Source organism: Acaryochloris marina S15 (assembly GCF_018336915.1).
Lineage (GTDB): Bacteria > Cyanobacteriota > Cyanobacteriia > Thermosynechococcales > Thermosynechococcaceae > Acaryochloris > Acaryochloris marina_A.
The window spans coordinates 3,085,805-3,111,192 of record NZ_CP064923.1; the positions used below are offsets into that span (position 1 = coordinate 3,085,805).

Sequence of the window (25,388 nt, forward strand, 5' to 3'; positions counted from 1 at the left end):
CGTTTTCGTGAAGGACTATTCAGGATCAACCCAACGACCATCAGATTTGATGAGGTTGATTAATTCTTCAACGCCTTCAGTCTCTGGTACCTTTTTCACTTCTTCTCTACCCCGATAAAGTGAAATGTAGCCAGGCTGTTTACCGACATAGCCGTAGTCTGCATCAGCCATCTCACCGGGACCATTGACGATACAGCCCATAACGGCAATATCTAGACCTGTAAGGTGGTTCGTTGCGGATCGCACTTGATGTAGAACATCTTCCAAGTTGAAAAGAGTTCGTCCACAGGAGGGACAAGCCACATATTCCACCATGGTTTTGCGAAGGCCCAAGGCTTGCAAAATACTGTAGCAAACGGGAATTTCTTTTTCAGGAGATTCTGTCAGCGAAACTCGGAGCGTATCTCCAATCCCATCTGCCAACAGGGTGGCAATCCCGGCTGTAGATTTGATCCGTCCATATTCGCCATCCCCAGCTTCCGTCACGCCTAAATGCAGGGGGTAATCCATTCCCAGCGCATCCATACGCTGGGCCATCAGACGATAGGCAGCTAGCATCACGGGCACCCGAGACGCTTTCATGGAGATGACGAGATTGTTGAAATTTAAGGACTGGCAGATGCGAATAAACTCTAGTGCTGATTCCACCATGCCTTCGGGAGTATCCCCGTAGGTGAATAGCATCCGCTCTGCGAGGGAGCCGTGGTTGACCCCAATGCGCATGGCCTTGTTTTGGTCTCGCAAGGAAATCACGAGAGGCTCCAGGGTTTCGCGAATTTTATCGCCAATATCTTCAAATTCGGATTGCGAAAATTCTGTCCGATCATCCTTGGCTTTCTCAAACACATACAGGCCCGGGTTGATCCGCACTTTATCAACATGCTTGGCCACCTCTAGGGCAATTTTCATGCCGTTATGGTGCACATCTGCAACGAGGGGGACGGTCTGGTAGGTTGCCGTTAATTTTTCCCTGATTGTGGCTAGGGCTTTGGCATGGGCCATGCTCGGCACGGTCACCCGAACAATTTCACAGCCCAACTCATGCAGACGACGGATGGCAGCTACGGAGCCATCAATGTCTAGGGTGTCTTCATTGATCATGGACTGAACCACCACAGGGTGGTTTCCACCAATCATCACATCCCCAACGGGAACAGGGCGAGTCTTGCGTCGAATAATTGAAGTTGTGACTGGGGTGGACTGCTCGTCAGTTTCTTTGACAGAGGTTGATAAAGTCTGCATGGTGAAAGGGTTAAGGCCACGATAAGGAAACTCAAGGAGCAGTATCGCTCCACCCCCTAGCTTGCCATAGATCGATCCCCGTGTGGCGGTCGATTCATAGGGAATCCTGCTCTCTTATGGATGCTCCCCCTCACGGATAGTGGATTAGTATTGATCCACTATGAAGACTTCCTATCTGAGAGAACGGTCCTATTCAACTACTGTGGAGCCTTGAGCACAGACGATTGTAGAGCCTGTTAGCTTAGGAGTACCTGGAGGAGTTTTAGTGGGCTCATTCGATTTGCAAATGGCGGAAACGGGAATGCTTGCGTCTTGAGCATAGACCGCACCTGTGTAGCTGAAGATACCGTTTTTTTTTGCGATCGCAGCCACGATTGCCTTATTCTCATTGGCCTCTAAAACCTGCAGTTGAAATTCACCGCTATCTTTGGGGGAATCAGATTCCAATTTCTGCAAATTCGTGGTGAATCGGCCTGTTACTAACTTCTCAGCCTGTTGCGATTGCAGCACATTATCCAAATAGGTTTGCCCCAAATCTTGTTTCGCAACAGCTCCTTTTTTTTGCACTTCTTTGTGGACTTTGCTTACCAGCTTTTTGTCTGATTTCGACAGCTCCACCTTAGGTGCAGGTGAGAGCTTCACCTTGGCTTTAGGAGGTGCAGATACAGGCTTTTGAACCGCTGGGCTAGTTTGAGAGGTTGGTTTTGCTGCCGTGGTGGGCTGAGGAGACACCTTAGGGGAAGGTTGAGGAGACTGGGAATTCGGCGAACTCTCAGGCACCGGAGACTTTACATTAGGTTTTGGAGATTGCTGCACGGTCTTAGATCCTGAACAGCTAATCAGTAAGCTACTCGCAATCACACATAACCAATATCTGTTTCGAAGCCAAGCCATAGTCTTAAAATATTTAGAAAAATTACATCTGTCGTTCTCTAAGTTGAGTCTTCCCCAAAAAGATAAATAAGGACACAGCTTCAAAACACATGGCCTAGGCAATGCCACAGCGGAACACTGTTTATCCTCTTGTTAAAGATTGATATTATTTTCACCAGTTATTCAGTTTGAGTTTTCATAAGTTGTAGCAGCTAACACTGTTTTCTCTTCTGATTTAGCGAAGGATAAAAGCAACTTGTTTTACTCCTAAGCTCAAGTTCTGCTTGATGTTTTGTCCTTCGCTACTTTCGTAGAACTATGAGGGCATTCTAACCATCAGCTTGATGTGTAGTTGATTCGATAGGGATGTCCCACCCTTGATCATGACCTCACCCTTTTTTCCCGTCACCTACTCAACCCTTGCTTGTGATGCTTTGGTATCTAGGATCCTGCCTCATTTTCAGATCAAAGATATTACCCATTGCAAGTTATGGCACCGTGGTTTGAGTGATGTCTACTTAGTTGAAACTGCGGTTCAATCATTTGTGCTCAGGGTGTCCCATGCCCATTGGCGAACCAAATCAGAAATTGATTTTGAGTTGGAATTATTGGTTTTTTTGCAACAAAGGGACATCCCGGTTGCCCGTCCATTACACACCCTAGACGGTCAACTATCTATCGAGATCGCAGCACCTGAAGGAAAACGGTATGCGGCTTTATTTGATTTTGCACCAGGCCAGGTTCCCTTAGGAGATTTGAGTCATACCCAAGGCCAAAAACTAGGAGAAACCATCGGTCGTCTCCATCAGGTGGCCACCGATTTTCACAGTCAGGCCCATCGACAGCCTTTAACCCTTGATTATTTATTGGACGATTCCTTAGATGCGATCGCACCCTTTCTCCAACATCGTCCCCAAGATCGTGAGTACCTAATCGAAATCATTTCCGAAATTAAGAACAAATTGCAAGGCATGCCCAAAGACCCGCCTTTTTGGAGCGTATGCTGGGGCGATCCCCATAGTGGCAATGTTCATTTCACCGACGACAATCAAGTCACCTTATTTGACTTTGATCAATGTGGCTACGGTTGGCGGGCCTTCGAACTAGCTAAGTTTTTACATGTGTCGGCCCGCACTGGCATGCAAAAGAAAGTGCGCAACTCTTTTCTAGAGGGCTATCAAACCGTTCAAGCGGTTACACCCAAGGAAGAAGACTCGATTCAACCGTTTTCCCAAGCGGCCCACATTTGGCAATGGTCTATTGGGTTGAAATCAGCCAAGGTTCACGACAATTGCCGTTTAGACGATAGTTATTTCAGTCAGCGAATTCAACAGCTCAAAATGCTGTCTTCCCCCGAATGGGAGCTGTTCTAGCCCACTTTGACGATTTTTCGATCCACTGCCTTGAGATAGCTGCGGCAGTTGGGACAGCGTTTCAAGGTTGGCGGTACGGATTGGACAACACGACACTTAGGGCAAGGACCTCTGGCAACGGACCATTGTAAAAAGACCCCCAATCCCGATAACACACCCCATAAAGGGATGACATACCATAGCCAGGGTCTAGGATATTGAGGAATCAGCACCAAGACAATACCAATGATTAGGGTCATGACGCTGGACCAGCCGACGCCGCCGACAATGCGCATGGAATTCGTAAAGTCCTGATCCTCTGGAGCAGAAGCTTGATAAGAGGTTGAGGAAGAAGCACGCTTGGCCATGGTGACAGAGATTGAACGCTAATGGCTTCGATCCTACCTTGAATGCTCTCGGTGTAGCACTCCATGAGTGAGCAACAGAGAAAAGGAACTGAATTATGGGTTCATGGCAATATTTTTTTATCTCATGAAATCCTTTTGGTGTCAGGGTTTTTGAACATGAATCCAGTTTTTTTCCTAAATCTTTCTCGAACTTTGCGTAAAAGCTTCAGAGCCAACCGATATATAGGCATAGGGGCGCAAGCTTCTATAAATCCTCTAATGCAGATATCACCTGCTAATGGCTCTAAAATCTACTTTTGGGGCCTTTTTTCTTTGATTTATATAAAGAAATGACCGTTCAGAATCTCTCTGTGGCACTGTAGACTCATATCGCTACGTAGGCAGCCTACCTTTAGCATTACAGAGAGAGTCCAAATTATGGATAGTCAGTTCAAGACCCTCGTCGTATTTAGTCACGCCACGATGATTGTCATGCTCATGGTTACCCTATTTTGGCTGTCAAATTCTTGGCCCAATTTGTTACCTGGCTCATTTCTACCGGCGCAGGAGCAAAATCAGATTATCAACCCTTCCCTCAATTGGCCGCAGTCCTAGCTTCTGAAGACAGAAGACGTCTGTTTAGATAGGATTGCTGACTAGACTGCCCCAAAGAATATTCATTTACGCCAAACATTTTAGCCAGGGATTTGTCTACACTCTTAAATTGAGGTGAAGATTATCTCTTTGTCTCAATTATTGAAGTGTGGATGCGTGGCAGTGGCAACAACCCAAAGAAGCGAACAGAATCAATCAGAACCCAAACAACCCCAACGCTCTAGGGATTGGTCATGGCCCTATTGGCCATTTGTCCCCCTGTACCCCTATAGTCAACGCCGCACCCTCTGCCGAGAGATCATCAAAGGAAAAATTTGGACCTTTGAGCAGCTCCAGGGCATTCTTTATGTGATTATCCCCGTGCGGATGACGGTCATTAAATTAGCTGCTGGGGGGTTGTTGGTTTATGCGCCAGTTGCCCCCACACGGGAATGTATCCGCCTGGTCAAAGACCTAATTGAAAAGCATGGTGAGATTAAATACATTATCCTGCCGACTGCTTCTGGGATTGAGCATAAGGTGTTTACGGGGCCTTTCTCTAAGCGGTTTCCACAGGCCCAAGTTTTTGTCTCACCTAGCCAATGGACGTTTCCACTCAATATCCCCTTGAGTTGGCTGGGGCTGTCTCGTCGCCAAACCCAAGAACTACCAGCCAATAGTGCAGATACTCCCTTTGCCGATGAATTTGACTATGCCATTTTAGGTCCCGTGGATTTGGGCCTAGGTCCATTTGAAGAAGTCGCTCTTTTTCATAAACAATCCAAAACTTTGCTGGTAACAGACTCCATTGTTTCTATTCCCGTGAACCCACCCCAGGTGTTACAGTTTGCCCCCTATCCGATGCTATTCCATGCCAAAAATAATGCCTTTGACGTAGTTGAAGATACGCCAACGGTCCGGCGCAAAGGGTGGCAACGTATGGCCCTATTCGCCTTCTATTTCCAGCCGAGTGTGTTAGACGTTGTGAATACAAAACAGACTTTTAAGGATGCCCGGAAAGCTCCTGATCGATCCAAGAAAGCTTATTTTGGCTTATTTCCCGTACAGTGGAATCCAGATTGGAAGAGAGCCTTCGATGCATTCCGCCAAGATGGAAATCCGATTGTGGCACCCATTCTGCGAAAACTGATTTTTAATCGCAATCCAGAGATGGTACTCCAGTGGGCTGATCGAGTGGCTCAATGGAATTTTCGTCGCATTATTCCCTGCCATTTAGATGCGCCTGTTATGACCACGCCCCAGAAATTTAGTCAGGCTTTTGACTTTTTGCGGCCTTTACCACCTCCTAAACGAGGGTGGTTTGCTAAAAAACAACCCATCTCAGTGAGCTTTCCCAAGGAAGATATGGCCTTTTTGGATCGGGTGGATCGATTCTTGTGCGATCGCAACATTACACCACCGGCTAAATCCTTGCCTAGAGAGACCTCAGAGCAATAGTTTCTTGTTGTTGGATGCTTGGATCAAGGCGATCGCTCTGGGAGCATGTCACCTTTGCAATCTAGTATTTATACTTATCCCAGAAATCCTTGCTAGTCTTGCTTTCAGACATCAAATTTCTGATTACAAATTTTGTGCATCTGCAAAGGTGACATGCTCCCCATGCCAACCACCACGAAGCTCAGAATGCCGCTTTAAGGGGACGATGTAGTGCTTATCGAAGGAGACAGAATCTCTACGCCAAGAAGCTGTCAGGGTTACAGCGGGTGTTAGACGTACAACGACTGATTCATAACTGAGTTAGGCCAAATTGAGGCCTCAGTAAGCAAACAATACCGGCAATGGAGATGGGATTTTGTTCACGCCCGCTGAGCACTTTAGAACTCCTAATCAGTAAAAGTTTGAAGTATGTGCCCTGGTCATAGACCAGTCCCCCCCGCCCAGATGTCCGCTCTAGCCAAAACCTATGGTGCTCAGAAAGGGAGTAAAGCTATTGACTCATTCCAACAACAGATTCCATCAATGGCTCAAGGGATTCATGCTTGGTGGCTATGGGTGACTCAAGCGCTAAAGGGAGTCACAGATGATCTTGATGTACAGAACTGGGTACTCATGTGCCTATTGCCCTGGGCTTATTGGCAACAGCAAACGGACAAAACCCGGCATCCTCTACTCAAGGCAGATTATCGAAAGGCGACTGAACAAGCTTATGAACAGTTGCTTAAGCACCCCATAACTCAACAGATGGACTCTCAAAAAAGCCAGGAGTGGGTAGACTGGGCGCAATGGATGAGTACGAAGTATCAACGAACTTCCTCCGCAGTTGAGGGACGTAATGGCTATCTATCCCGATTGCATCATGCAGCCCGAGGGTTCTCGGAAGAATCCTTGAAGGTACTCACCATCATCCACAATTTTGACCTCAAAAGAGCAGATGGCATTACCGCAGCACAACGGCTTTTTGGACATCCTTTTCCTGATGTGTTTGAGTCAGTTGTTAGCTCTATGGGGGAATTGCCAGTGGCACGTCAGTCTTCAAAAACAAAACGGCCTAACCCTTTAACCCAAGCTATTTTCCCGGCTTAAATTGATACCCGCCCTTAGTGCATACAGAGAGGCAGATATGCGAACCCTTCTGTTATTAAATGCCTTCAGATGTACCTTTATCACTCACTGTTTTAACCCTTGCAAACGTGCGTTAGATCATTTGTAACACGTTTGTAGCATATACTACCAGGTGAATATTCCCTTTCTGAAGGGGAATATTCACCTGGTAGTATTTCCTTGAGAATGCTTCACCCACATGAGTTTTAGTGTGTTCAATCGGATGACTTTTTCGATCTGAAGCCTTGAAGTTAGATGTGCCTGCAAGCCATGTCAAACAGAGTTTTCAAGCGCCAGGTGAAGTAATATGTAATACGAGTTTTGCTTATTTACTATTTATTCGAACTGGTTTTAAGCCTCTAGTAAAGGCGAAATATATATCGATAAGAGAGAAATTAATTTTCAGTGGAAACTGAACCTCTGGGGTCTCTGACCATATTTAGAATTCTAAAAAAAATAAATCGACCTATATATATAACTTATTAGTGAGTTTAAACAATATGATTGAATCAAAAAATCATCGATTAAACGTACAAGATTGTCTCAAAAATTACTATATTTTTCATTGAAATAGGCCAGGATATCTGTAGATAAAGCTCAGTCCTAGGAAGCAAAGTAAAAGCCGTGGCTAAAAGTTGTCGCAGATGTAAGAGCCGTTATCTCATACATTCTCGCCTTAGAGGATTCCATGAAAATGTGCTTTTACTTTTTAACATTCACCCCTATCGCTGTAAGTCTTGTGGACATAGATTCTACGGGTTCTTGAGAGTTAGTCAGTCTAGGGATAAATTGCCTATCATAAGCCTCCTAAAACACTTTTATTCCAAAGCCTTTAGGGCATTGCAAAATTTTAAGACTTCCCGCCATTGAGTAGAGCTGGACCAAAATAATCCTCAATAATCGTTCGCATCGCATTTCCTAAGGAATTGCCCCTACAGCGGACCGAACCCTTCTGGTGGAATTCTAGGTATAGAGCTAATCTTTATCCACTCTTCGACAACAGCATATGGGATGAGAAAGGAAGGTGGAGGAATCGAACCCCTACAGCGAACCGTACCCTGATTTTCAAGACCAGTTGCCGACCATTCGGCGGCACCTTCCATAAAGCGTGAATTGGGGTGGCCGACGGGACTTGAACCCGCTAACACTAGGATCACAACCTAGCTCCTCGTCCGCTTCGGATTCGGCCAACACAGTGGATTCTGGTCGGATTTGTACGCATAGCGTCTCCGATAGGAGATACCGACATCTTTCTGCACAAGGCAGATGCTTTGCCAATTACATATAGAAGGAGTGGTAGGATTTGAACCTACACAGACCGATTTAGAAGATCGGTGCCCCATCCTTTAGGCGACACTCCCAGGTTTGGTAGGGGATCTGGGTTATGATCCCAGCCGTCTAGACTAATCTGGTCCCCTCGCTTATAAGGCGAAGCCGCTCACCAGAGCTATCCCCCACTGATGGTCCCTGTAGGATTCGTACGCGAAGCAGCTCCGTTGACGAAGCCACCCCAAAGGGGCTTGGAGCTACCTATGGCCACCTTTTTGTAAGAAAGGCACTCTCCCAGGCTGAGTTACAGGACCACAAAGCGAGTGGTGAGATTCGCACTCACGCGCTGGCGTTGGCACTGCCAGATGCTACTGCTACATCACACTCGCCCAAAGCGGATAACGAGATTTGTTCGCGAAGCGTCTCCTCACATCAAGAGTTTAGAAGCCTCTGATGCTGGCACACCATATCCGCAAAAGGTTTATATCCGTTAGGTTTTATGCACCTAAGTTATTTAGACCTCAATGATTTCGCACCTATTAATTCGGCTGTTCAGCTATTTTTAAGTAGGTGTTATAAGTCAAGTCGCCAAAGCAGGCAAAGATAACTTTGGTCATAAATTGATTTTCCTGCAAGAAATTGAGGGTCGTTTCAAAGGCGATCTGACAGGCTTGGTCTATCGGATAGCCATAGACTCCGCAACTAATGGCAGGAAAGGCTATGGCTTGAATCCCATTGCCAACTGCTAACTCTAAGCTACGTTGATAGCAGGCTTGCAACAAAATCGCTTCATTGGCTCCCCCTCCTCGCCAAATAGGACCAACGGTGTGAATCACATACTTGGCTGGCAGTTGATACCCTTTCGTGAGTTTGACATGGCCTGTTTTACAGCCTTTAAGCATTCGGCATTCTGCCAAAAGTTGTGGCCCGGCTGCGCGATGAATTGCTCCATCGACTCCACTCCCGCCAAGCAATGACTCATTAGCTGCATTGACAATCGCATCTACCTTAAGGGTTGTGATATCAGTTTGGACAATTTCGATTCGAGCATTCATGGATTAGCCCCTTAGGGAATTCCCTTGTGAGAAATATCATCATTCTGTACCTAAATAATGGAACAAGCTGGTGACAGGGGTTGTTCGCGAAGCGTCTCCGAAGGAGAAACCTGCAACCTATTGTTTACAAGACAATTGCTCTAGCCATTGAGCTGCACCAGCTCAAGTTTTGGTATTTGGTAGCGGAGGTGAGAGTTGCACTCACGGATGTGCAGCTTATGAAACTGCCGAGCCCCTCTTGCTCCATCTCCGCTATGAGGGTTGGGATATTACATTGCTCTAGAGTGGTTGCCAATTTTGGAGTTGTTTTAGGAGGTGGAGGATGATTTGCGATCGCAAAACTCATACCTACCGTGAACCTATACTCCTGGCATTTGAGCCAGATCTGGCTCCACCCAACACTGTCTGGCTGCCTTCGACATCAACCGATCCTTCGAGTAGTAGATCAAGGGGAGATGGCGTTCACCCCACTCTTCTATCAAAGTCTCAGCTAGTTGATCGATGGGCTGTGAGACATCATGCTGTTCAAGGAAATAAATAATCACTTTCAGATAAAATTGCGTGATGGTCTCGTGATAGCCCGAAGTCTCCGTGTTCACCACACCACACACAATGTTGTACCGTTGAATACACTCCCGAAGCAGATTTAACGCTGTTTGAGAGGAATAGTGCATCAGATGCCAGAGTCCTACCCGCAAATGAGCTTCATGAGTCCACGCTGATTTTGGTAACGTGCAATCACAAAATTCTTGGACGATTGTACTGGTGTTGGATTTGACCATTAGACTTCCATCTTGACTCGCAAGCAATCATGAGCTGGCTTTCACCCGGAAATTGAGGTTGGGAGGTGGCCAATGATCAACTCCCATAGGAGCGATAGTGACCACCTGCCTACTGAGCAATGTCAGAGAAAGACAGGATGCGATCGCGAAACCAAGACTTCCCAGCATTAGTAACCGCTTTATTGACATCCTTCCAAGAAAGCTGTGCTGTTTCTAATTCAGCTTTGCTTTCTTTTTGGACATCCTGGGCCAGCCACTTCAGGAATCCACCCAACTGCTTCATATCTAATGGCCCTTGGCAACTCTCAGTTAACCCTTGCTCCAAGCGAGCGGGAGTCACCATCAACGCCACAAATTCATCAATACTCTTAACGAATTCAGGATCTAGTTGCACTGGCTGCTTAGTTTTGACCACCTGATGTTTTTCGCCTTTGGCCTTAAACATCAGCTCAGGATAGGTCAGTCGATCCACCCGGGTTTGGCTTTGAGGATAGAGAACCAGTCCTTCCCCCAATCCTTCAATTCCGAAGGTCGCTTTAACCCAAGGGTCAATTTGCTCAACTTCAGACACAAACTGGTTGATAGAATTGGCGGCTGATTCCAATTGGTCTCGGTTGCCAAAATCCAAGGTCAATGGCTCACCCAAAAAAGGTAAGACAAAGATATCTGGATGGGATGGTAAAAGCTGGGAAATCGGAGCTGGATTAACCTCCAACTTAGCAACTTCATTTTCTACTCCGCCATACTGGATTGCAAACACCGTAAAGATTCTGCGATCAATTTGGGAAATAGAAGTCCGCTTTTGAATTCCCTGACCACACCATTCTCCGAAGATCGTGATGTGCTCGTGATCTGCCAACGCAGTGAAGTAATCCATGTGTTGACTGACCCAGTGGGCAAATCCCATATTGTCATCGTCTGGTGTGATGATCTGGGAACGACTTTGAGCAGCCACTCGACCATCCGTGAAGATTTGCACCCCGGCATTGGTTCCATCCAGCTTGATTTTTGCTCGATAGGTCACCACCGGAGTGGCTTCCAACACTATTAAGCTGCGTCGAACATTATGCAGGAGTTCCACACTCGGCCATCGCTGCATTTGCACCGACTGGACAACGGACTGTTGGCAATAGGTCTTGGATACATCTTGCCCCATTGGTAATTCAGTTTTACCCAGTGCCATTCCATAAGAGACGATGCCTCGCAATTTAGTTGCTTTGATTTTGGTGCCGTCTTTGAGAACGGAATTTACTTGGGCAACCAAAACTAGATCACCGACCTCATAGGTTCGTTCCAAATTTGCAATTACCTGAGTAGGAGGAGATCCAGGGGATTGCATCGTATACACTTTGAGTGAGTCAGCATTCGGATGCTTCTCGACGTTTTTTACCTCCATTACAATCACAGTCATCACGTCACTCCTCAATTGGCTGACTAATATCAACGAAATCAATGCCAGATATTCTGGCTTTTTCACCCCAAATTGGATGATGGGCTGTGTAGGCTTCGAACCTACGCGCTTCCGCTTAAGAGGCGGCTGCTCTGCCAGCTGAGCTAACAACCCTGGTGGGCCGCCTAGGGGATATACGCGAAGCGGCTCCGAAGGAGCTACCTAGATCTATCCGCTTAAAAGGCGGCTGCATATTCGCTCTGCCAACGGCCCATTAGTCTTTTGAGCTATATCAGCTTCATAGTTCCCTAACAGATCAATGGAGAGGAAGGCCCCTCCATTGATCTGTTAGGGGCTCAGTCCGGGTGGCAGGATTTGAACCTGCGACATCCTGGTCCCAAACCAGGCGCGCTACCAAACTGCGCTACACCCGGATATCTGGTACTCCCGACAGGAGTTGAACCTGCAAAAACTCTGTCTCTCAAACAGAGGCGTTTACCAATTTCGCCACGGGAGCACAATACTCCTGGTGGGAGTCGAACCCACAACCTCTGGTTTCTAAAACCAGCGCCTCTTCCGGTTGGGCTACAGGAGTATAAAAGGAATTTAGAGTTAGAAATTCAAAGATGAGTTCTTTAAATTTCTAGTACTCCTGGTGGGAATCGAACCCACAACCTCTAGTTTTTGAGACCAGTGCCTCTTCCAATTGGGCTACAGGAGTAAATTGAGAAATCAGGCAGGCCTGACAGGTTAACGGAAACAAGGGGTGAACTCACCCTATTCCCGATACTCCTGGTGGGAGTCGAACCCACAACAAACTGTGTTTAAGACAGTTGCGTCTGCCAATTGCGCCACAGGAGTAGTAAAAGGAGGCGTGAATAGACCCAGGCGATAGGTTTTGTTTCAACGGCCTCCAACTGTCCCACCAGGATTCGAACCTAGAATTTCGCTGTCAAAGAGCGAAGTGTTGCCAGTTACACCACAGGACAATAAAAGATAGATGCCGAGGTAGGATTCGCACCTACACCCTCCTGATTCAGAGTCAGGCGACTTGCGATTCGTCCACTCGGCAAAGAATTGGCTGCCCCGGCAGGGATTGAACCTGCGACCGTTCGCTTAACAGGCGACCGCTACTACCACTGAGCTACAGGGCAACGACAGCTCCCCAGGTCGGTTTTGGTCGCGAAGCATCTCCGAATGAGAAACTGGCGACCTCCTGCACTAAGCCCTTCGGGTAGGCTGCGCCAACACACAGGCGCTACTACCTCTGAGCTACCGGGGGACAAAACAACCGATGGGTTGTCTAAAGCGAGAACGGAAGGACTTGAACCCTCAATCTTCAAGTTCGTAGCCTGAGATGTTATCCAGTTACACCACGTTCTCAAAACGGAGAGGACAGGATTCGAACCTGCAACGGTCTTAAACCGTACTCCCTTAGCAGGGGAGCGCTTTTCCCCACTCAGCCACCTCTCCAAAAGCTATTGCTGAGTGATAAGTACTACAAGCTGCCAACTTGTAATACAAACTGGTAGTTCGGGCAGGAATTGAACCTGCAACACAATAAGCGGCTGCTTTACAGGCAGTTGCCCACACCAGTAGGCGAGCCGACCTATGTTTGGGAGTGGCGACAGGATTTGAACCCGCAATCACCTGGGTGAAAACCAAGCTGCTTAAACCATTTGCATACGCCACTTTGGTATTTGCCTGAACCGATGGATTCAGGCAACACGGAGACTAGGATTTGAACCTAGAACATCAGCTTTGGAGACTGAGGTGTTGCCATTACACCATCCCCGCAAAGGTAGCAGTGACAGGACTCGAACCTGCATCTTCTCGGTTATGAGCCGAGTACCTTGCCGTTAGGTTACACTGCGTCGTTTGGAGTCCAGGGTGGGAGTTAAACCCACGATTTCCGGCTTTGCAGACCGACGCTTTATCCCTTAGCTACCTGGACTTGTGGCCTATAGCGATTTGCTATTAGGCCAAATTCAGAAGTCTCGACGGGAGTTGCACCCGCTTCTCCTTGGCTGAGAACCAAAGCGACTTATCTAATCGTCCACGAGACTATACGGGGGAGACGGGATTTGAACCCGCGACCTTTCGCTCGACAGGCGACTGCTCTAGACCCACTGAGCTACACCCCCAAATGTGGAAAATATTCAGTTTTCAAGGTTCAGAAGTTGATTGGCTGTAGTAGCTCGTTTCAACTGCATTACATTTATACTACAAATATACTACAGAAATGTCAAGGGCATACTACAAGTTTTTTTGACTTTCTTTTGAGCAATTAAGTTTGAGAGAGAGCAAACCCATAGAATGAGCTAAAATACTCCCTCTCAAGGATCTTAATCGACAACTACCGTTGTTAGGGCCTGATCAGCAGCTTGCCAGAGACGACGAAGAATTAACTCCGTCTCATAGTCATAGGCGGCTAAGAACATCCCCTCATGAGCTTGGGCAGTCTGTGCCATCCAGGTCCCAGAAAGGTTAACTTCGACATATTCCGCATCCACACGAGCAATCTCTAGGGTTTTGTCATATTGGCGAAGTGCCGTTTCTAAAGCACCCAAACCAGGGGTCAACACTGGGAGTAGGAAAGAAGCCTGTCCCATTTCAATATGGAGGGTTAGGCCGGTACGGACGGTGAGAACAACATGGTGAGAAACAACGGTTTCTAAGGAATCCCCTACATATTCCATATGCAGTCCCAAGTCGGTATAGATCAGTTTCAGCATGGTGGACTGTCTCCAAAAAATTCTGAGTTGTAGTCGGAGAACTGGGACGGCCCAGCCCTTAATGCATAGCGGTTTCTTGGCTTTTCCAAAACTGGTCTGCAAAGGCAACAGCCGGATGGATGGGGGCCTTGGGTTTGGTCTGCAAGGTCATCCCTGCCTGGGTTGGCGTTCGGTCGCTTTTTGAGGAGTTACAAGGCTCACAGGCAGCGACGACGTTGTCCCAGGTATGCAATCCACCCTTAGACCGGGGAATGACGTGATCCAAGGTGAGTCGGCGATGGCTACCGCAATATTGGCAGCGATGCTGATCTCGTTTAAGGACCTCGCGGCGGTTGACGGGAGGGATTTTCCACATCCGCCCTGGGTTCCCCATCAGCAGGCGGATATGCTCCGATACCTGCAAGACCTGATTGGGCGATCGCACTTCCCATACCTGGGTATTGCCAAAATCGAGAGACTCAGCTTGACCCGTTATCAGAAGAACAATGGCGCGCTTGATATTGATCCGGGCCAGGGGCAAGTAGGCTTTAGAAAAGACGACCACGGAGTTTTGGAGAATAGGCTGGATAACGGTCATGGATCACTCCTCAATAAAAGAACCCCCGCTCTGGGTGTCAGAGCGGGGGTTCAGCAAAGTTTGGGTAAGGCTTGCTGTTATGTCGGTGCTGGGGCGCACCTACCGCTCTGGATGATTGGATCTTGATATAGTCCACCTAAAATGGTTTCCCAATTTCTGCCTTCCGGGAGACTGCAGACTATGTTTGTCAAAGCCTCAAAGCCAAATTGCATCGCTGCACCAGCAACGGAACGTTGCGAGGGGCGATGGAGGTTGGCTGAGGTAAGTCTGCGTTTCATTTGAAGGGTTCGATCCAAAGCGGATGAAATACTACGTTTGTAGTACCAAATCTCGCACAGGTTTTTGGCTTCGTCAAGGGTTTTGGCAAAATTTTCTATTTTGGGTGGAGAAAAGAAAGCCTTGACCTTGAGATTCACGCTAGTATCAATGCGGATTGCCTTTTGTATCGGATCTAGAAAAAGCTAGATGGTATAAGGCATTGACCTACTCAAAAAATGCAAGTGATGATTCTTGAGCCTTTGGTGACTCAACCCGATACTTCTATCGCAGATGCGGTGGCAATTTTATATCAAGCGGAAGCCAACTACTTAGTGGTGGTTGATGAACAAGTTCCTGTGGGTGTGGTTTGCGATCGCACCCTAGTTACCGCCCTAGCCACTGAACTTGACTTGTCTGCAACTGCAGTCCAATCCGTAATGGCCCCACTGCCCACCTTGCCTTTAGACCAAGCCGACAACTTAGCAGTAGTCACTCAAGTCATGCAAACTGAGGGCAGTTCTTACATTGCCCTCGTGGATCAAGCGTCCCATCTCCAAGGGCTCGTCTCATCAGACACCCTCATCCAACAAACCTCATCGCCCCCTCTCTCCGATGATGTCGCCACCCTGCAACAGCGAATCAAGGAATTAGAAAATCAGGTCAGCGATCGCCAATTATTAGAAGCCAAGCTACGCAGCTCAGAAGGCAAAATTCGGGCTGTGTTTGAGGCTATGAAAGACTTAGTGTTTGTCTGTGATGTTGATGAGGGAGAAATTAGCAATATCGAAGTTGCTCCCACCAGCTCCAGTGAAGGCAGTGAACCAGATGCCGAGCTGATCAGTTACACCATTAATGAGCTATGGCAAGACCCTGAACAACAATGGTCCCACATTATTCAGGAAGCTATTAAAACCCAGCAGACCGTCAACTTTGATTATCAATTGATGATTGATGAAGAACCTGTCTGGTTTACCGCGAGTGTCTCTCCCCTTCTAGATAGCTCAGTTGTCTGGGTGGCTCGTAATGTCACCGAACAAAAAGACTCCGTCGTCTGGGTCGCCCGCAATATCACCGAGCGGAAGCACTTCGAACATGAACTTCAACAGCTAAATGAAGAGCTAGAACGATCAAATAGAGAGCTAGAACAGTTTGCCTACGTGGCCTCCCATGATTTACAGGAACCCCTCCGCATGGTGACTAGTTTTACCCAGTTATTGGGACAAAACTATGCGGGACAGCTCGATGAGCAGGCCGACCAAATTATTGGCTTTGCGGTGGACGGAGCGACTCGTATGCAGCAGCTCATCCAAGATTTACTCAGCTATTCTCGGGTCGGTACCCAGGCCAAAATCTTGGAAACGGTAGATTGCAATCAAATTGTGGAAAGCGCGATCGCAAATCTGCAGCTCTCTATCCAAGAAAGTGGGGCAACCCTAGACTGTTCCCCTTTGCCCACACTGCAAACCAATCCCCGCCAACTCACTCAACTCTTCCAAAATTTAATCGGCAATGCTCTGAAATATCGAGGAGAACGAGTCCCCGCCATTGAAATCAACTACCAACAACAGGGAAAAAACTATCTTTTTTGGGTGAAAGACAATGGGATTGGGATTGAGTCTAAACATGCTGATCGGGTGTTTATGGTCTTTCAGCGCTTACATACTCGCCAAGAATATTCCGGTACGGGCATTGGCTTAGCAATTTGCAAAAAAATAATTGATCAGCAAGGTGGCAAAATCTGGGTAGAGTCAGAAGTCGATCAAGGCTCAACATTTTTCTTCACATTGCCTATTGAATCTGCCAGTTGAAGGGCAGTATTCTAGGAGGCAGACGAATATTAACCTAGGGCTTGTGTGAAGATTAATACTCCGGCAAGCTGTAGTGACTGTTGAGGTAAAAAATTCTTTTTTTTAGGTAAAGCGACTGACAAAAGTAGGATTTTGTTTGCCAACTGTGCAAATTTCAGTGGGAATTGTGCAACCTAGATACAACTCAAAAGGCAATCGTCTATCAATTTTTGAACCGTTGTTTCGATGGAAACGAATCCCATTGACATTCTCCTCGTAGAAGATAACCCCGGCGATGTATTTTTAATCACTCGGATGTTGGAAGCAAGCTCCCTGCAATACACGTTGCATCGGGTTGACAATGGCAAATCTGCTACGGATTTCCTACGAAATCTGCGTTCCTATGAGCAGGCTCCTTTCCCTCAATTGATTTTGCTTGATTTAAACCTACCGATTATGAACGGAAAAGAGGTCTTGGCAGACATTAAAACTGACCAGAAATTAAAACACATCCCTGTTATAGTGCTTTCTACCTCCAATGCCCCTGAGGATATTGAAGAAAGCTATCGGCTCAATGCAGATTATTATGTCACTAAGCCTAGTAGTTTTCATGAATTCGCTGGAAAAGCGCAGGATATTCAAGATTTTTGGTTGCAATGGCAAGGACGTAATTAATAAACCTATTCACCACTCATAAAGGAATGTCTACCTCCTCTTAGGAAATAATGGCCAAGTCACTCAAATCGAAGCGATCTAAACCCGAACAAGAGGGAAAACTTTCCTCCACATCTTCACCCCAGGAAGATGGGACTATCCGCGTGTTGCTGGTTGAGGATAATCCTGGGGATGCCTTTTTGATTCAGGGCATGTTGGGGGTCAAGCGGAGCGAAGATGCACTTCAATATGAAATCACCCATGTCGATAAGCTTGAGGATGCCTTGCAAACTCTGACCCAAAAAGAATTTGGCGTTGTTTTGCTGGATTTGTCCTTGCCGGACAGTCATGGGTTAACCACCTTAGAGAAAGTAGTGGCCCAAAGTCCCATTGTCCCGATTGTGGTGTTCACGGGTTTAGATGACGAGACGGTGGCCATGCAAGCCGTTCAACAAGGTGCCCAAGATTTCTTAGTGAAAGGTCAAGTGACCCCAGGCTCCTTAATTCATGCCATTCGATATTCTATTGAACGCCAACAAAATGAGCTGGCTCTCAAGCAAAAAACCATTGAATTAGAACGTGTCAATAAAGAACTTCGTAAACGGTCTTTAGAGCTAGAAGCGGCCAACACTGAACTCGAAGCCTTTAACTATACTGTCTCCCATGATCTGCGCAATCCTTTAACTGGGATTAAAACAGGCTGCGCCTTGCTGACAGCCTATATGGGGGATGAAGATCCCAGACTCCAAAAATATTTGGGCACAATACAAGACTATACGCGGCACATGGCCACCTTACTAGAAGGGCTCCTACAGCTATCGAATATAGGCCGTAACCCGATCCAGGCCCAGGTGGTTAATTTAAGCTCTACCGTACAAACTATTGCTAGACAGCTCCTGCAGCAAGAACCCAAACGGAATGTCAAATTCGTCATTGAACCCCAAGTTAGTGTAGAGGGGGATACCCATCTGCTCTGGGTTGCCCTCGAAAATGTATTGGGAAATGCCTGGAAATATACTGGGGCACTAGATCACGCCCAAATAGAGTTTGGTAAAACCACCCTCAACCATGTGAGTCGGGAACCCCTGAATGCGGCAGAGACCATTGCCCCCAACCAGCCCATTTATTTTGTCCGGGACAATGGGGCTGGGTTTGATCTGAACCAAGCCGATCGGATCTTTTTGCCCTTCCAACGACTCACCAATTCTGAAGACTTTTCGGGTAGCGGGATTGGCCTCTCGACGGTGCAACGCATCATCCACTGCCATGGTGGGCAAATTTGGTTCGATGCAGTGGTAAATCAAGGTGCTACATTTTATTGGACCCTGGCCCACAAACAATAAGCTCCAGGGTGCGCCCATATGTCGACACCCCAAACCTCTCCCCTCCCAAACCTCTCTTCTACAGCTGCCCCCTTTGTGGAAGTCCTCGTGGACTGTCCTGGCGCTGACAAGCTCTTTACCTATCGCATTCCCTCCGATCTGAGTATTCAGCCCGGAGATATTCTTAGCGTTCCCTTTGGCGCTCAGCAAGTCGGAGCCATTGCCATTCGGTTTCGGGCAGATCTCCCGCCAGAGTTAGCCACCACTCGGATTCTGAATGTGGTGGATGTGGCTTGCCGCACGTTATTCCCCCCCGGCTATTGGCAAATTTTAGAAAAAGTTGCGGCCTACTATTACACCTCTTTAATGGCGGTGATTCGCGTGGCATTACCGCCGGGATTGTTGCAGCGATCGCAACGCCGTATCCGCTTAAACGCTGCCCTTCCCCCCCAAGACATCAACGGTTTAGGAACCGCTGCCCAAGGCATTCTAGCGCTGCTACAGCAAAGTCCAAACCAAGACTATACCTGGCAATACCTCCGTCGTCAGATTAAAAAAGCCCAGGTTGGCTTAAGGGAGCTTCAACAGCAAGGACTCGTAGAAAGCTACCTACAAACCCAAACGCCAACCAAACCCAGGCAGCAGCAGGCCGTTACCCTCACCGCCCCCAGTGCGCCGGACCTGACCCTGCGCCAACAGGAAATTCTGACCCTCCTCAAGCATGAGGGTGGAGAATTATGGGCCCAAGATCTCCTAAGACTGGCCCATACAAGCAGCAGCACCTTGAAGAAATTAGCCAGTAAAGGCTGTATCACCCTGCATCAACAGGAGCGACTCCGATTAGAAACCTCCCCCATACAGCCCGATCAACCTCGAACCCTAACCCCTGACCAAGCTGGGGTCCTGGCTCAAATTCACCAGCTTCAGGATTACGCAGAAGTCTTACTCCATGGCGTTACCGGTTCTGGCAAAACAGAAGTTTATTTGCAGGCCATCACTCCTGTTTTGGCTCGCCAACAGTCCGTGATCGTCCTGGTGCCAGAAATTGGACTCACCCCCCAACTGACGGATCGATTCCGGTCTCGATTTGGCGATCGCATTCGGGTCTACCACAGTGCCCTCTCCGATGGGGAACGGTATGACACCTGGCGACAGTTTCTCACCAGCACGCCTCAAGTAGTGATTGGGACCCGGTCCGCCATCTTCGCCCCCATCGCCAATATTGGCCTAGTGATCCTAGATGAAGAGCATGATACAGGCTATAAGCAAGATCAACCAGCCCCTTGCTACCATGCTCGTACTGTCGCTAGATGGCGGGCTCAACAGGCAGACTGTCCCCTGATCCTTGGCTCTGCAACCCCTTGCTTGGAAAGTTGGTCCCAAACGCCCCCCGCCAACGCCCAGCCATCTCAGGCCAGCATCCATTATCTCCGGCTTCCTCAGCGAGTCAATGCTCGCCCTATGCCTCCCATTGAAATCGTGGATATGCGTCTGGAACTAGCGGATCGGAACCATTCCATCTTTAGTCGACTCCTGCAAAAACGCTTACATAACCTGCAACAAAAGCAACAGCAGGGGCTATTGTTTATGCCCCGTCGAGGCCATAGTACGTTTGTCTCCTGCCGCAGCTGTGGTTATGTCTCCGAATGTCCCCACTGCAGCGTTTCTTTGACCTATCACCATAGCCCCGATTCCCGCCAAACCTTGTTGCGGTGTCATTACTGCAATTATACTCAGCCCCAACCGGAAGCGTGTCCAGTCTGCCAGTCGTCTTATTTTCGTTTTTTTGGCAGCGGTACTCAGCGGGTCATGCAGGAATTAGCCAAAACCTTTCCTGATTTACGGGTGATTCGCTTTGATAGTGACACCACTCGCCGCAAAGGGTCCCATCGTCAGCTTCTCAATCAGTTTGCTCGCGGGGAGGCAGACCTGATGGTGGGCACCCAAATGCTAACCAAAGGGATTGATCTACCTCAAGTTCAACTCATTGGTGTTTTAGCTGCAGATAGTTTGCTCAATATTCCCGATTTTCGAGCCAGTGAACGCACCTTTCAAACCTTATTGCAAGTGGCCGGACGGGCAGGCCGAGGGGAACATCCAGGGCAAGTTCTTCTCCAAACCTATGCCCCTGAACATCCCGTGATCCAAGCCGTTCAAAAATATGAAATGGATACCTTCCTTATCGCTGAACTCAAACAGCGCCGGGAAGCCAATTATCCGCCGTTCCATCAGTTAATCCTCTTACGCATTAGTGGTTTGAATGAAACGATAGTTGAGAAGACGGCTCTAGAGATTGCCGATTACCTGCATGCTTATATCCATACTCATCAATATCAGGGCAGCATTCTGGGTCCAGCACCTGCCAATATTTTGAAGGTGGCTCGACGCTATTATTGGCACGTCTTAATCAAACGCCCCCAAACAGAAATAGGGCAGACTGAACTCTGGCCATTTCCCAGACAAGGGTGCCAACAAAAATGCCCGCAAAATATTCGCCTACAAGTAGATGTTGATCCCCTCAAACTCTTGTAATGATGACTCTCCAACACAAAAGCGCACCCCAAAGATGCGCTTTTGTGTTGAGATAAGCCCTAAAACTGATGAGACAGTGTTTAGAGATTAAAAGCGTTAAGCAGTCTCTTCGGTGCCAAGTGATGGGCCACTAACTGCATACTGGCGAAAAAGATAAAAGGTGGAATCGTTTGGGTATAGCGACCCAAGAGGCGCTTAGGCTCTTGGAGTAGGCGATACAGCCACTCAAGTCCTGCTTGTCTTACCCAGCGAGGAGCCCACTTCTTCAAGCCAGCATAGACTGGAAAAGCGCCGCCGAGGCCAATCATTACCGCTTGAACACGACCCTGATGTTCGGCCATCCACTTTTCTTGCTTGGGGCAACCTAGAGACAAAAAGACAATGCCAGCGCCAGATTCATGGATTTCTTCCATTAACTCCTCATCCTCAGCCGCGGTCAGCGGACGGAAGGGTAAAGGCTTCATGGCCGCAATTTCTAGATTGGGATATTCCTTCTCTAAGCGAGCGCGCATCCGATCCAAGATGGACTTCTGAGATCCGAGGAAAAATACTTTAACTTTCTCTTCTGAAGCTTTTTGGCAAAGGTTTTGGAGGATATCCATGCCAGCGACGCGATCTTGTCCTTTACGCCCCAACAATCTCATCATCCAAACCAAAGGCATCCCATCAGGGGTTACCATGTCTGCATTTTGTAGAACCTGAGAAAACTGCCGGTGCCAATAGGCTTCCATTAACATGTGGACATTAGCAACACAGACTGCTTTGCTTTCTCCGCCATGAGCCCACTGCATGATAGTGCGCGTTGTTTTATTCAATCGAAGAGCAGTGATAGAAGAGTTCAGAACTGGCTGCTCTGGCAATGACTTGTTCATGTTGGCCGCGCTGGTTGGTTTTAATAAGACCTTGGGTTGAGGCAAAGACATGAGGACTTTATCTGCAGTGAAGTTTGGGCTGACGTTGGTTGGCTTTGGCAAAGTCGTTTTCATGGCGGTCACGCAATTCACTCAGGGCAGGCTGGACTTGGATAAATAAAGAAGATGTGGGTGCAGAATGTCTGCCATCTTACTTAAGAGGGGAAGTAAGAACTAAATAAGCCGTACCCAGCAGATTTGATTCTTTTCCCGATGACCTTATACTCGGCCCTAATACCCTTGGGTGCAGTGATCGAGCGCACAAAAAAGCGTTGATCTATTGCCACTCTTTACCTCTCCAATAGAAGGGAGTTAATGGGAAAGCAGCTAGCCTTTCAAAAGCGGTTAGGAAGTTAGACAACCCTACAGATGGTTGTTCTTAGATAATTTCTTTAACGGTTCAATGCTTAATTAACGAGAAGATAGGAACAGTAATCTTCAAAATAAAGGTCGGTAAAACGGGATAAGAATCTCCACAATAAGCTCGATAAAACTACCAAAAATTCCTCGATTCTAGAACTAGAGATGGTAGCTCCTTCTCCATAAAGACTGAAAGCAATCTGATTGTATTTTTTTCATCTTTATCTTTTCTGTATAAATAAAAACATCTTAAAAAAAGCTATGAAATCTTATTTTATCTTTTCTCAAAGAAATAAACAAGGAAATCTTTAATGGAAGTAATGAGTTACTAACCATCATAATCAAGAGTTATATGACTCATAAATTCTATTTATATCGAATTTAGGACTCAAAACAACTTAATTCATGAAATCAGGTAGTTAAACATATTAGCCCCTTATTAAGCAGACAGGCTGATCTATCTCTAATATTCAACACCAGCTGTATTTTTCACCCTGCCCATTCAAATTGCCCTATGGCATGCCGAAATCATTGATTTATGGCAACAATATGATGTTTCAATTCTTTCTCACTCTAGACGTAAACAACAATTCACTAATTCCCTGAAAGAGTTTTATAGCATTGCTTTCAGCGTATAACAAAATCAAAATCCACCCTGTTATTCGCCATATAGTTCTGGGCAGGCAACAATCTTATCGATCTCCTTCAGCAGGCCATGGCACTAAAGGAGTGTCTTTTTTTAGATAGAGCGGATGGCGGGGACACCCTGATTGCGTGACTCCAAAGCACTCCACCTTAGCTGAGGATGAATGCAATAGGGTACTAATGATGCGATCTCGCCCACAAAACCCACCCTGATTGCCCCAAGCGACGACCACCCGATCTTGATTCTGGCATTTGACCCCTATCACCGAATCATTTTCTGGACCAATGGGATCCTGAGCTTTTTTCAAATCATGAGGAGCCGTCGCTCGAAAGGCGAATAAATTGAGCATCAATAAGCCACCATATCCCTCACGTCGGGCAAAGCCAATACAGCGAGTAATGGTTGGATCGGGCGTATTTAGCGGATCGGGGATGCCTTAGTTTTCGGAATGGTCACCTCTGGGAATAAGGAGTCAAACCGTTCATTGACCCAGGCAATTCTCAAGATCAGTAAATGGTTGAAACCATCCTCACTCCAGCGCATGCCAACTCCCTTAAAGCGCTGCTGAATCAACCACTTGCATGCACTTTCAACCATTCCTGACCCGAGAGGAATCTGTTGCTGTTCAAAGTGCCGATAACGGATGTGGTTATGATGGCGTTGGAAATAAGCCTGCACCTGGAGCAACGTTGAAAAAGACTTTCCCGTTAACAGTTGTGAGTGAATCAATATCGTCAAGGACCGTAATACAAGTAGGTGTTGCCCGTGTCGCAATTGGTGTCGCCAGTGCCGGAACCAGGCTTGGGCTTGAGCAGAGCGGGCATCTCCAAACATCGCTTTAGTTGCTCGTGCCAGATGGCCTGCTGAATGAAAAAAGTCGAGGACTGCCACAGCACAATGAGAGAACAAGGTGCGATAGACTCGCCAGAAGCCTCGTCCCCCATCACTGAGCCAGATGACTTTTGGAGCAGATTCAAAGTCTTGTTTGTGAGCTTCGAGTTGAAGTAAAGGGATGAACTGGTCGATATCGCCCAATACTGCCACCAGTCTTCGACGCAGTAATTGGGGGACCTCCTTTTTAGCTCGGGTAACCCGTGTTCCCAGGCGAGCTAAGATGGCGACTTTGACTTCTCGCCACTGGATTTTTCCCTTGGGTGAGTTCGGGGTGGGGCGAAAGGGGACCATCACACCATCGGCGGCAATGGCCAAAGGTAGAGCAGATAACATCTCTGAAATCGCTTCACAAGGGGCCTGAGTCCCTGATGATTGAGCGTTGAGTTGAGCTTCTAATTCCTGCTGAGCTTTGTTACCCACGGATTGCACCCAGTTCCACAAACTGGATGGACTCACGGATAGACCACTCCACTGACCCAGCATCCAACTGGCCAGTTCATAGGGCATGAACAGACTCAACAAGCAGCCCAGACGCACCAGTTCTTCGCTGCTGTGCTGATAGGGGGCAATCCCAATGGCTTGATCCAGGGGAGTCAACAGACTGCCTGGACATCCTTTGGGACAACGGCCCACCCGTCGCTTTCAAGAGATAGTGCCTACCAGTGTCTGCATCTGACGAGATTCCCATCCCTTCGAATGTAAGCGGGTTCCGCAGGTAGTACATACAGGCCATACAAATACTGCTTTCGCGCGCCTTGAGAGTTCATCCTCCAGAAGACAGCGAGCTAGAAACAAGCCCATTTGCAGAACGATATAAACCATCTGACTCAGGCTGGTTGATACTTTGAGTGCTTCAGTTTGTTCTAGAAATTCGTCATGGGCTAGCACGGTTAGCAATTGCGATGGTAGGGTCATGATAGTTTTTTGGTTCGGGTACAGGATCTATTGTCCTTGACCCGTTTTTCTTTGAGCCATGCATCCCCGATCCTTTGCTTACGCCCGGTTGGATCGTTATGAGATTCATCAGCCTTACTGGGATTGAGACCCATGAGGATCAACAGAGGAGCATCATTCCACCGACGCCACAATTGATATCGCCAAGTCCGGCAAGGGGAAAAGGCTGCCCCTGAACACTCATTACCTAAGGTGAACATCTAGAACCCCAACGCTACAATCATGATCGCGTTCAATCAGTGACTCAATCAAGACACCTTCCGGGATTCTTCCCAGAAGGTGTCTGAAGCGA

The 25,388-nt window shown here is 47.6% G+C and carries 18 protein-coding genes, 22 tRNA genes and 2 pseudogenes; 8 read left to right on the forward strand and 34 right to left on the reverse strand.

The annotated features are described in order from the left end of the window. Positions 1–15 precede the first annotated feature (15 nt). Both ispG and I1H34_RS14285 read right to left on the reverse strand, forming a co-directional pair. The gene (ispG, locus tag I1H34_RS14280) at positions 16–1,242 is read right to left on the reverse strand and encodes a (E)-4-hydroxy-3-methylbut-2-enyl-diphosphate synthase (RefSeq protein ID WP_212661756.1); all 1,227 of its coding nucleotides are present in this window, start codon (positions 1,240–1,242) and stop codon (positions 16–18) included. A 189-nt stretch (positions 1,243–1,431) separates the two neighbouring features. Continuing rightward, positions 1,432–2,058 (reverse strand): type IV pilin-like G/H family protein, encoded by a 627-nt coding sequence (locus tag I1H34_RS14285; protein WP_249369239.1) that lies wholly within the window; start codon positions 2,056–2,058, stop codon positions 1,432–1,434. Positions 2,059–2,498: 440 nt separating this feature from the next. On the opposite strand from I1H34_RS14285, the gene I1H34_RS14290 reads away from it, so the two are divergent. Then, entirely contained in the window at positions 2,499–3,488 is a 990-nt protein-coding gene (locus I1H34_RS14290; RefSeq protein WP_212661757.1) for a phosphotransferase enzyme family protein, read from the forward strand. On the opposite strand, the gene I1H34_RS14295 is transcribed toward I1H34_RS14290, so the two are convergent. Continuing rightward, positions 3,485–3,835 (reverse strand): hypothetical protein, encoded by a 351-nt coding sequence (locus tag I1H34_RS14295; RefSeq protein WP_212661758.1) that lies wholly within the window; start codon positions 3,833–3,835, stop codon positions 3,485–3,487. The two genes, I1H34_RS14290 and I1H34_RS14295, sit on opposite strands and share 4 nt — an antisense overlap. A 756-nt stretch (positions 3,836–4,591) precedes the next feature. Between I1H34_RS14295 and I1H34_RS14300 the strand changes: the two genes are divergently transcribed. The 3 genes and pseudogenes from I1H34_RS14300 to I1H34_RS32210 all read left to right on the forward strand — a co-directional run bounded on the left by I1H34_RS14300 (position 4,592) and on the right by I1H34_RS32210 (position 6,952). Then, positions 4,592–5,866, forward strand: a complete 1,275-nt coding sequence (locus I1H34_RS14300; protein ID WP_212661759.1) for a DUF4336 domain-containing protein — start codon at positions 4,592–4,594, stop codon at positions 5,864–5,866. 161 nt (positions 5,867–6,027) lie between these two features. After that, positions 6,028–6,291 (forward strand): annotated as a pseudogene (locus tag I1H34_RS14305) (IS1 family transposase); the annotation flags it as partial. Between the two features lie 19 nt (positions 6,292–6,310). Next, entirely contained in the window at positions 6,311–6,952 is a 642-nt protein-coding gene (locus tag I1H34_RS32210; RefSeq protein WP_249369241.1) for a DUF6399 domain-containing protein, read from the forward strand. Between the two features lie 1,132 nt (positions 6,953–8,084). Here the strand turns inward: I1H34_RS32210 and I1H34_RS14315 are convergent. The 27 genes from I1H34_RS14315 to I1H34_RS14445 form a co-directional block, all read right to left on the reverse strand. After that, positions 8,085–8,162, reverse strand: a tRNA-His gene (locus tag I1H34_RS14315). A gap of 96 nt (positions 8,163–8,258) precedes the next feature. Beyond that, positions 8,259–8,331, reverse strand: a tRNA-Arg gene (locus I1H34_RS14320). Positions 8,332–8,431: 100 nt separating this feature from the next. Further along, a tRNA-Val gene (locus tag I1H34_RS14325) sits at positions 8,432–8,553 on the reverse strand. Between the two features lie 225 nt (positions 8,554–8,778). Further along, positions 8,779–9,294, reverse strand: coding sequence for an O-acetyl-ADP-ribose deacetylase (locus I1H34_RS14330; RefSeq protein ID WP_212661760.1), 516 nt, complete (start codon positions 9,292–9,294; stop codon positions 8,779–8,781). A gap of 65 nt (positions 9,295–9,359) precedes the next feature. Next, a tRNA-Thr gene (locus I1H34_RS14335) sits at positions 9,360–9,456 on the reverse strand. A 15-nt stretch (positions 9,457–9,471) separates the two neighbouring features. Beyond that, a tRNA-Met gene (locus tag I1H34_RS14340) sits at positions 9,472–9,548 on the reverse strand. 105 nt (positions 9,549–9,653) lie between these two features. Next, positions 9,654–10,076 (reverse strand): hypothetical protein, encoded by a 423-nt coding sequence (locus I1H34_RS14345; RefSeq protein ID WP_212661761.1) that lies wholly within the window; start codon positions 10,074–10,076, stop codon positions 9,654–9,656. Between the two features lie 109 nt (positions 10,077–10,185). Further along, the gene (locus I1H34_RS14350; protein ID WP_212661762.1) at positions 10,186–11,487 is read right to left on the reverse strand and encodes an RNA ligase family protein; all 1,302 of its coding nucleotides are present in this window, start codon (positions 11,485–11,487) and stop codon (positions 10,186–10,188) included. 80 nt (positions 11,488–11,567) lie between these two features. Continuing rightward, positions 11,568–11,640 (reverse strand) — tRNA-Lys (locus I1H34_RS14355). Positions 11,641–11,826: 186 nt separating this feature from the next. Beyond that, positions 11,827–11,900 (reverse strand) — tRNA-Pro (locus tag I1H34_RS14360). A 5-nt stretch (positions 11,901–11,905) separates the two neighbouring features. Then, a tRNA-Leu gene (locus I1H34_RS14365) sits at positions 11,906–11,983 on the reverse strand. 4 nt (positions 11,984–11,987) lie between these two features. Further along, positions 11,988–12,061: transfer RNA gene (locus I1H34_RS14370), tRNA-Leu, on the reverse strand. A gap of 52 nt (positions 12,062–12,113) precedes the next feature. Continuing rightward, positions 12,114–12,187: transfer RNA gene (locus I1H34_RS14375), tRNA-Leu, on the reverse strand. Between the two features lie 66 nt (positions 12,188–12,253). Next, positions 12,254–12,327: transfer RNA gene (locus tag I1H34_RS14380), tRNA-Leu, on the reverse strand. Positions 12,328–12,383: 56 nt separating this feature from the next. Next, positions 12,384–12,455, reverse strand: a tRNA-Gln gene (locus I1H34_RS14385). Positions 12,456–12,466: 11 nt separating this feature from the next. Beyond that, positions 12,467–12,538 (reverse strand) — tRNA-Gln (locus tag I1H34_RS14390). Positions 12,539–12,544: 6 nt separating this feature from the next. Beyond that, positions 12,545–12,620, reverse strand: a tRNA-Asn gene (locus I1H34_RS14395). A gap of 155 nt (positions 12,621–12,775) precedes the next feature. Beyond that, positions 12,776–12,849, reverse strand: a tRNA-Arg gene (locus tag I1H34_RS14400). Positions 12,850–12,853: 4 nt separating this feature from the next. Beyond that, positions 12,854–12,939, reverse strand: a tRNA-Ser gene (locus I1H34_RS14405). Between the two features lie 53 nt (positions 12,940–12,992). Further along, a tRNA-Tyr gene (locus I1H34_RS14410) sits at positions 12,993–13,068 on the reverse strand. A gap of 14 nt (positions 13,069–13,082) precedes the next feature. Next, a tRNA-Glu gene (locus I1H34_RS14415) sits at positions 13,083–13,159 on the reverse strand. A gap of 33 nt (positions 13,160–13,192) precedes the next feature. Continuing rightward, positions 13,193–13,263, reverse strand: a tRNA-Trp gene (locus I1H34_RS14420). A 5-nt stretch (positions 13,264–13,268) separates the two neighbouring features. After that, a tRNA-Met gene (locus tag I1H34_RS14425) sits at positions 13,269–13,340 on the reverse strand. A 5-nt stretch (positions 13,341–13,345) separates the two neighbouring features. Continuing rightward, positions 13,346–13,420 (reverse strand) — tRNA-Cys (locus I1H34_RS14430). A 115-nt stretch (positions 13,421–13,535) separates the two neighbouring features. Next, a tRNA-Asp gene (locus I1H34_RS14435) sits at positions 13,536–13,610 on the reverse strand. A gap of 201 nt (positions 13,611–13,811) precedes the next feature. Beyond that, a complete protein-coding gene (locus I1H34_RS14440) occupies positions 13,812–14,201 on the reverse strand; it encodes an alr0857 family protein (protein ID WP_212661763.1) in 390 nt (129 codons plus the stop codon). A 58-nt stretch (positions 14,202–14,259) separates the two neighbouring features. Continuing rightward, entirely contained in the window at positions 14,260–14,778 is a 519-nt protein-coding gene (locus I1H34_RS14445; RefSeq protein ID WP_212661764.1) for an HNH endonuclease, read from the reverse strand. Positions 14,779–15,272: 494 nt separating this feature from the next. Between I1H34_RS14445 and I1H34_RS14450 the strand changes: the two genes are divergently transcribed. From I1H34_RS14450 to priA, 4 genes are all read left to right on the forward strand, one after another. Further along, the gene (locus I1H34_RS14450; protein WP_212661765.1) at positions 15,273–16,844 is read left to right on the forward strand and encodes an ATP-binding protein; all 1,572 of its coding nucleotides are present in this window, start codon (positions 15,273–15,275) and stop codon (positions 16,842–16,844) included. Between the two features lie 225 nt (positions 16,845–17,069). Then, on the forward strand, positions 17,070–17,498 hold the full coding sequence (locus I1H34_RS14455; protein ID WP_212661766.1) for a response regulator: 429 nt from the start codon (positions 17,070–17,072) through the stop codon (positions 17,496–17,498). A 50-nt stretch (positions 17,499–17,548) separates the two neighbouring features. After that, on the forward strand, positions 17,549–18,820 hold the full coding sequence (locus tag I1H34_RS14460) for a response regulator (RefSeq protein ID WP_212661767.1): 1,272 nt from the start codon (positions 17,549–17,551) through the stop codon (positions 18,818–18,820). 18 nt (positions 18,821–18,838) lie between these two features. Next, positions 18,839–21,331, forward strand: a complete 2,493-nt coding sequence (gene priA / locus I1H34_RS14465) for a primosomal protein N' (protein WP_212661768.1) — start codon at positions 18,839–18,841, stop codon at positions 21,329–21,331. An 80-nt stretch (positions 21,332–21,411) separates the two neighbouring features. On the opposite strand, the gene I1H34_RS14470 is transcribed toward priA, so the two are convergent. The 4 genes and pseudogenes from I1H34_RS14470 to I1H34_RS14490 form a co-directional block, all read right to left on the reverse strand. Next, the gene (locus I1H34_RS14470) at positions 21,412–22,203 is read right to left on the reverse strand and encodes a WecB/TagA/CpsF family glycosyltransferase (RefSeq protein WP_315874882.1); all 792 of its coding nucleotides are present in this window, start codon (positions 22,201–22,203) and stop codon (positions 21,412–21,414) included. Positions 22,204–23,294: 1,091 nt separating this feature from the next. Then, the gene (locus I1H34_RS14475; RefSeq protein WP_212666275.1) at positions 23,295–23,681 is read right to left on the reverse strand and encodes a DUF1643 domain-containing protein; all 387 of its coding nucleotides are present in this window, start codon (positions 23,679–23,681) and stop codon (positions 23,295–23,297) included. Continuing rightward, positions 23,666–25,057, reverse strand: a pseudogene (locus tag I1H34_RS14480) (ISKra4 family transposase). Before I1H34_RS14480 ends, I1H34_RS14475 begins: the two are co-directional and overlap by 16 nt. Further along, entirely contained in the window at positions 25,054–25,296 is a 243-nt protein-coding gene (locus I1H34_RS14490) for a DUF1643 domain-containing protein (protein ID WP_212661770.1), read from the reverse strand. The pseudogene I1H34_RS14480 and the gene I1H34_RS14490 overlap by 4 nt, the downstream one beginning before the upstream one ends. Positions 25,297–25,388: the final 92 nt, after the last annotated feature.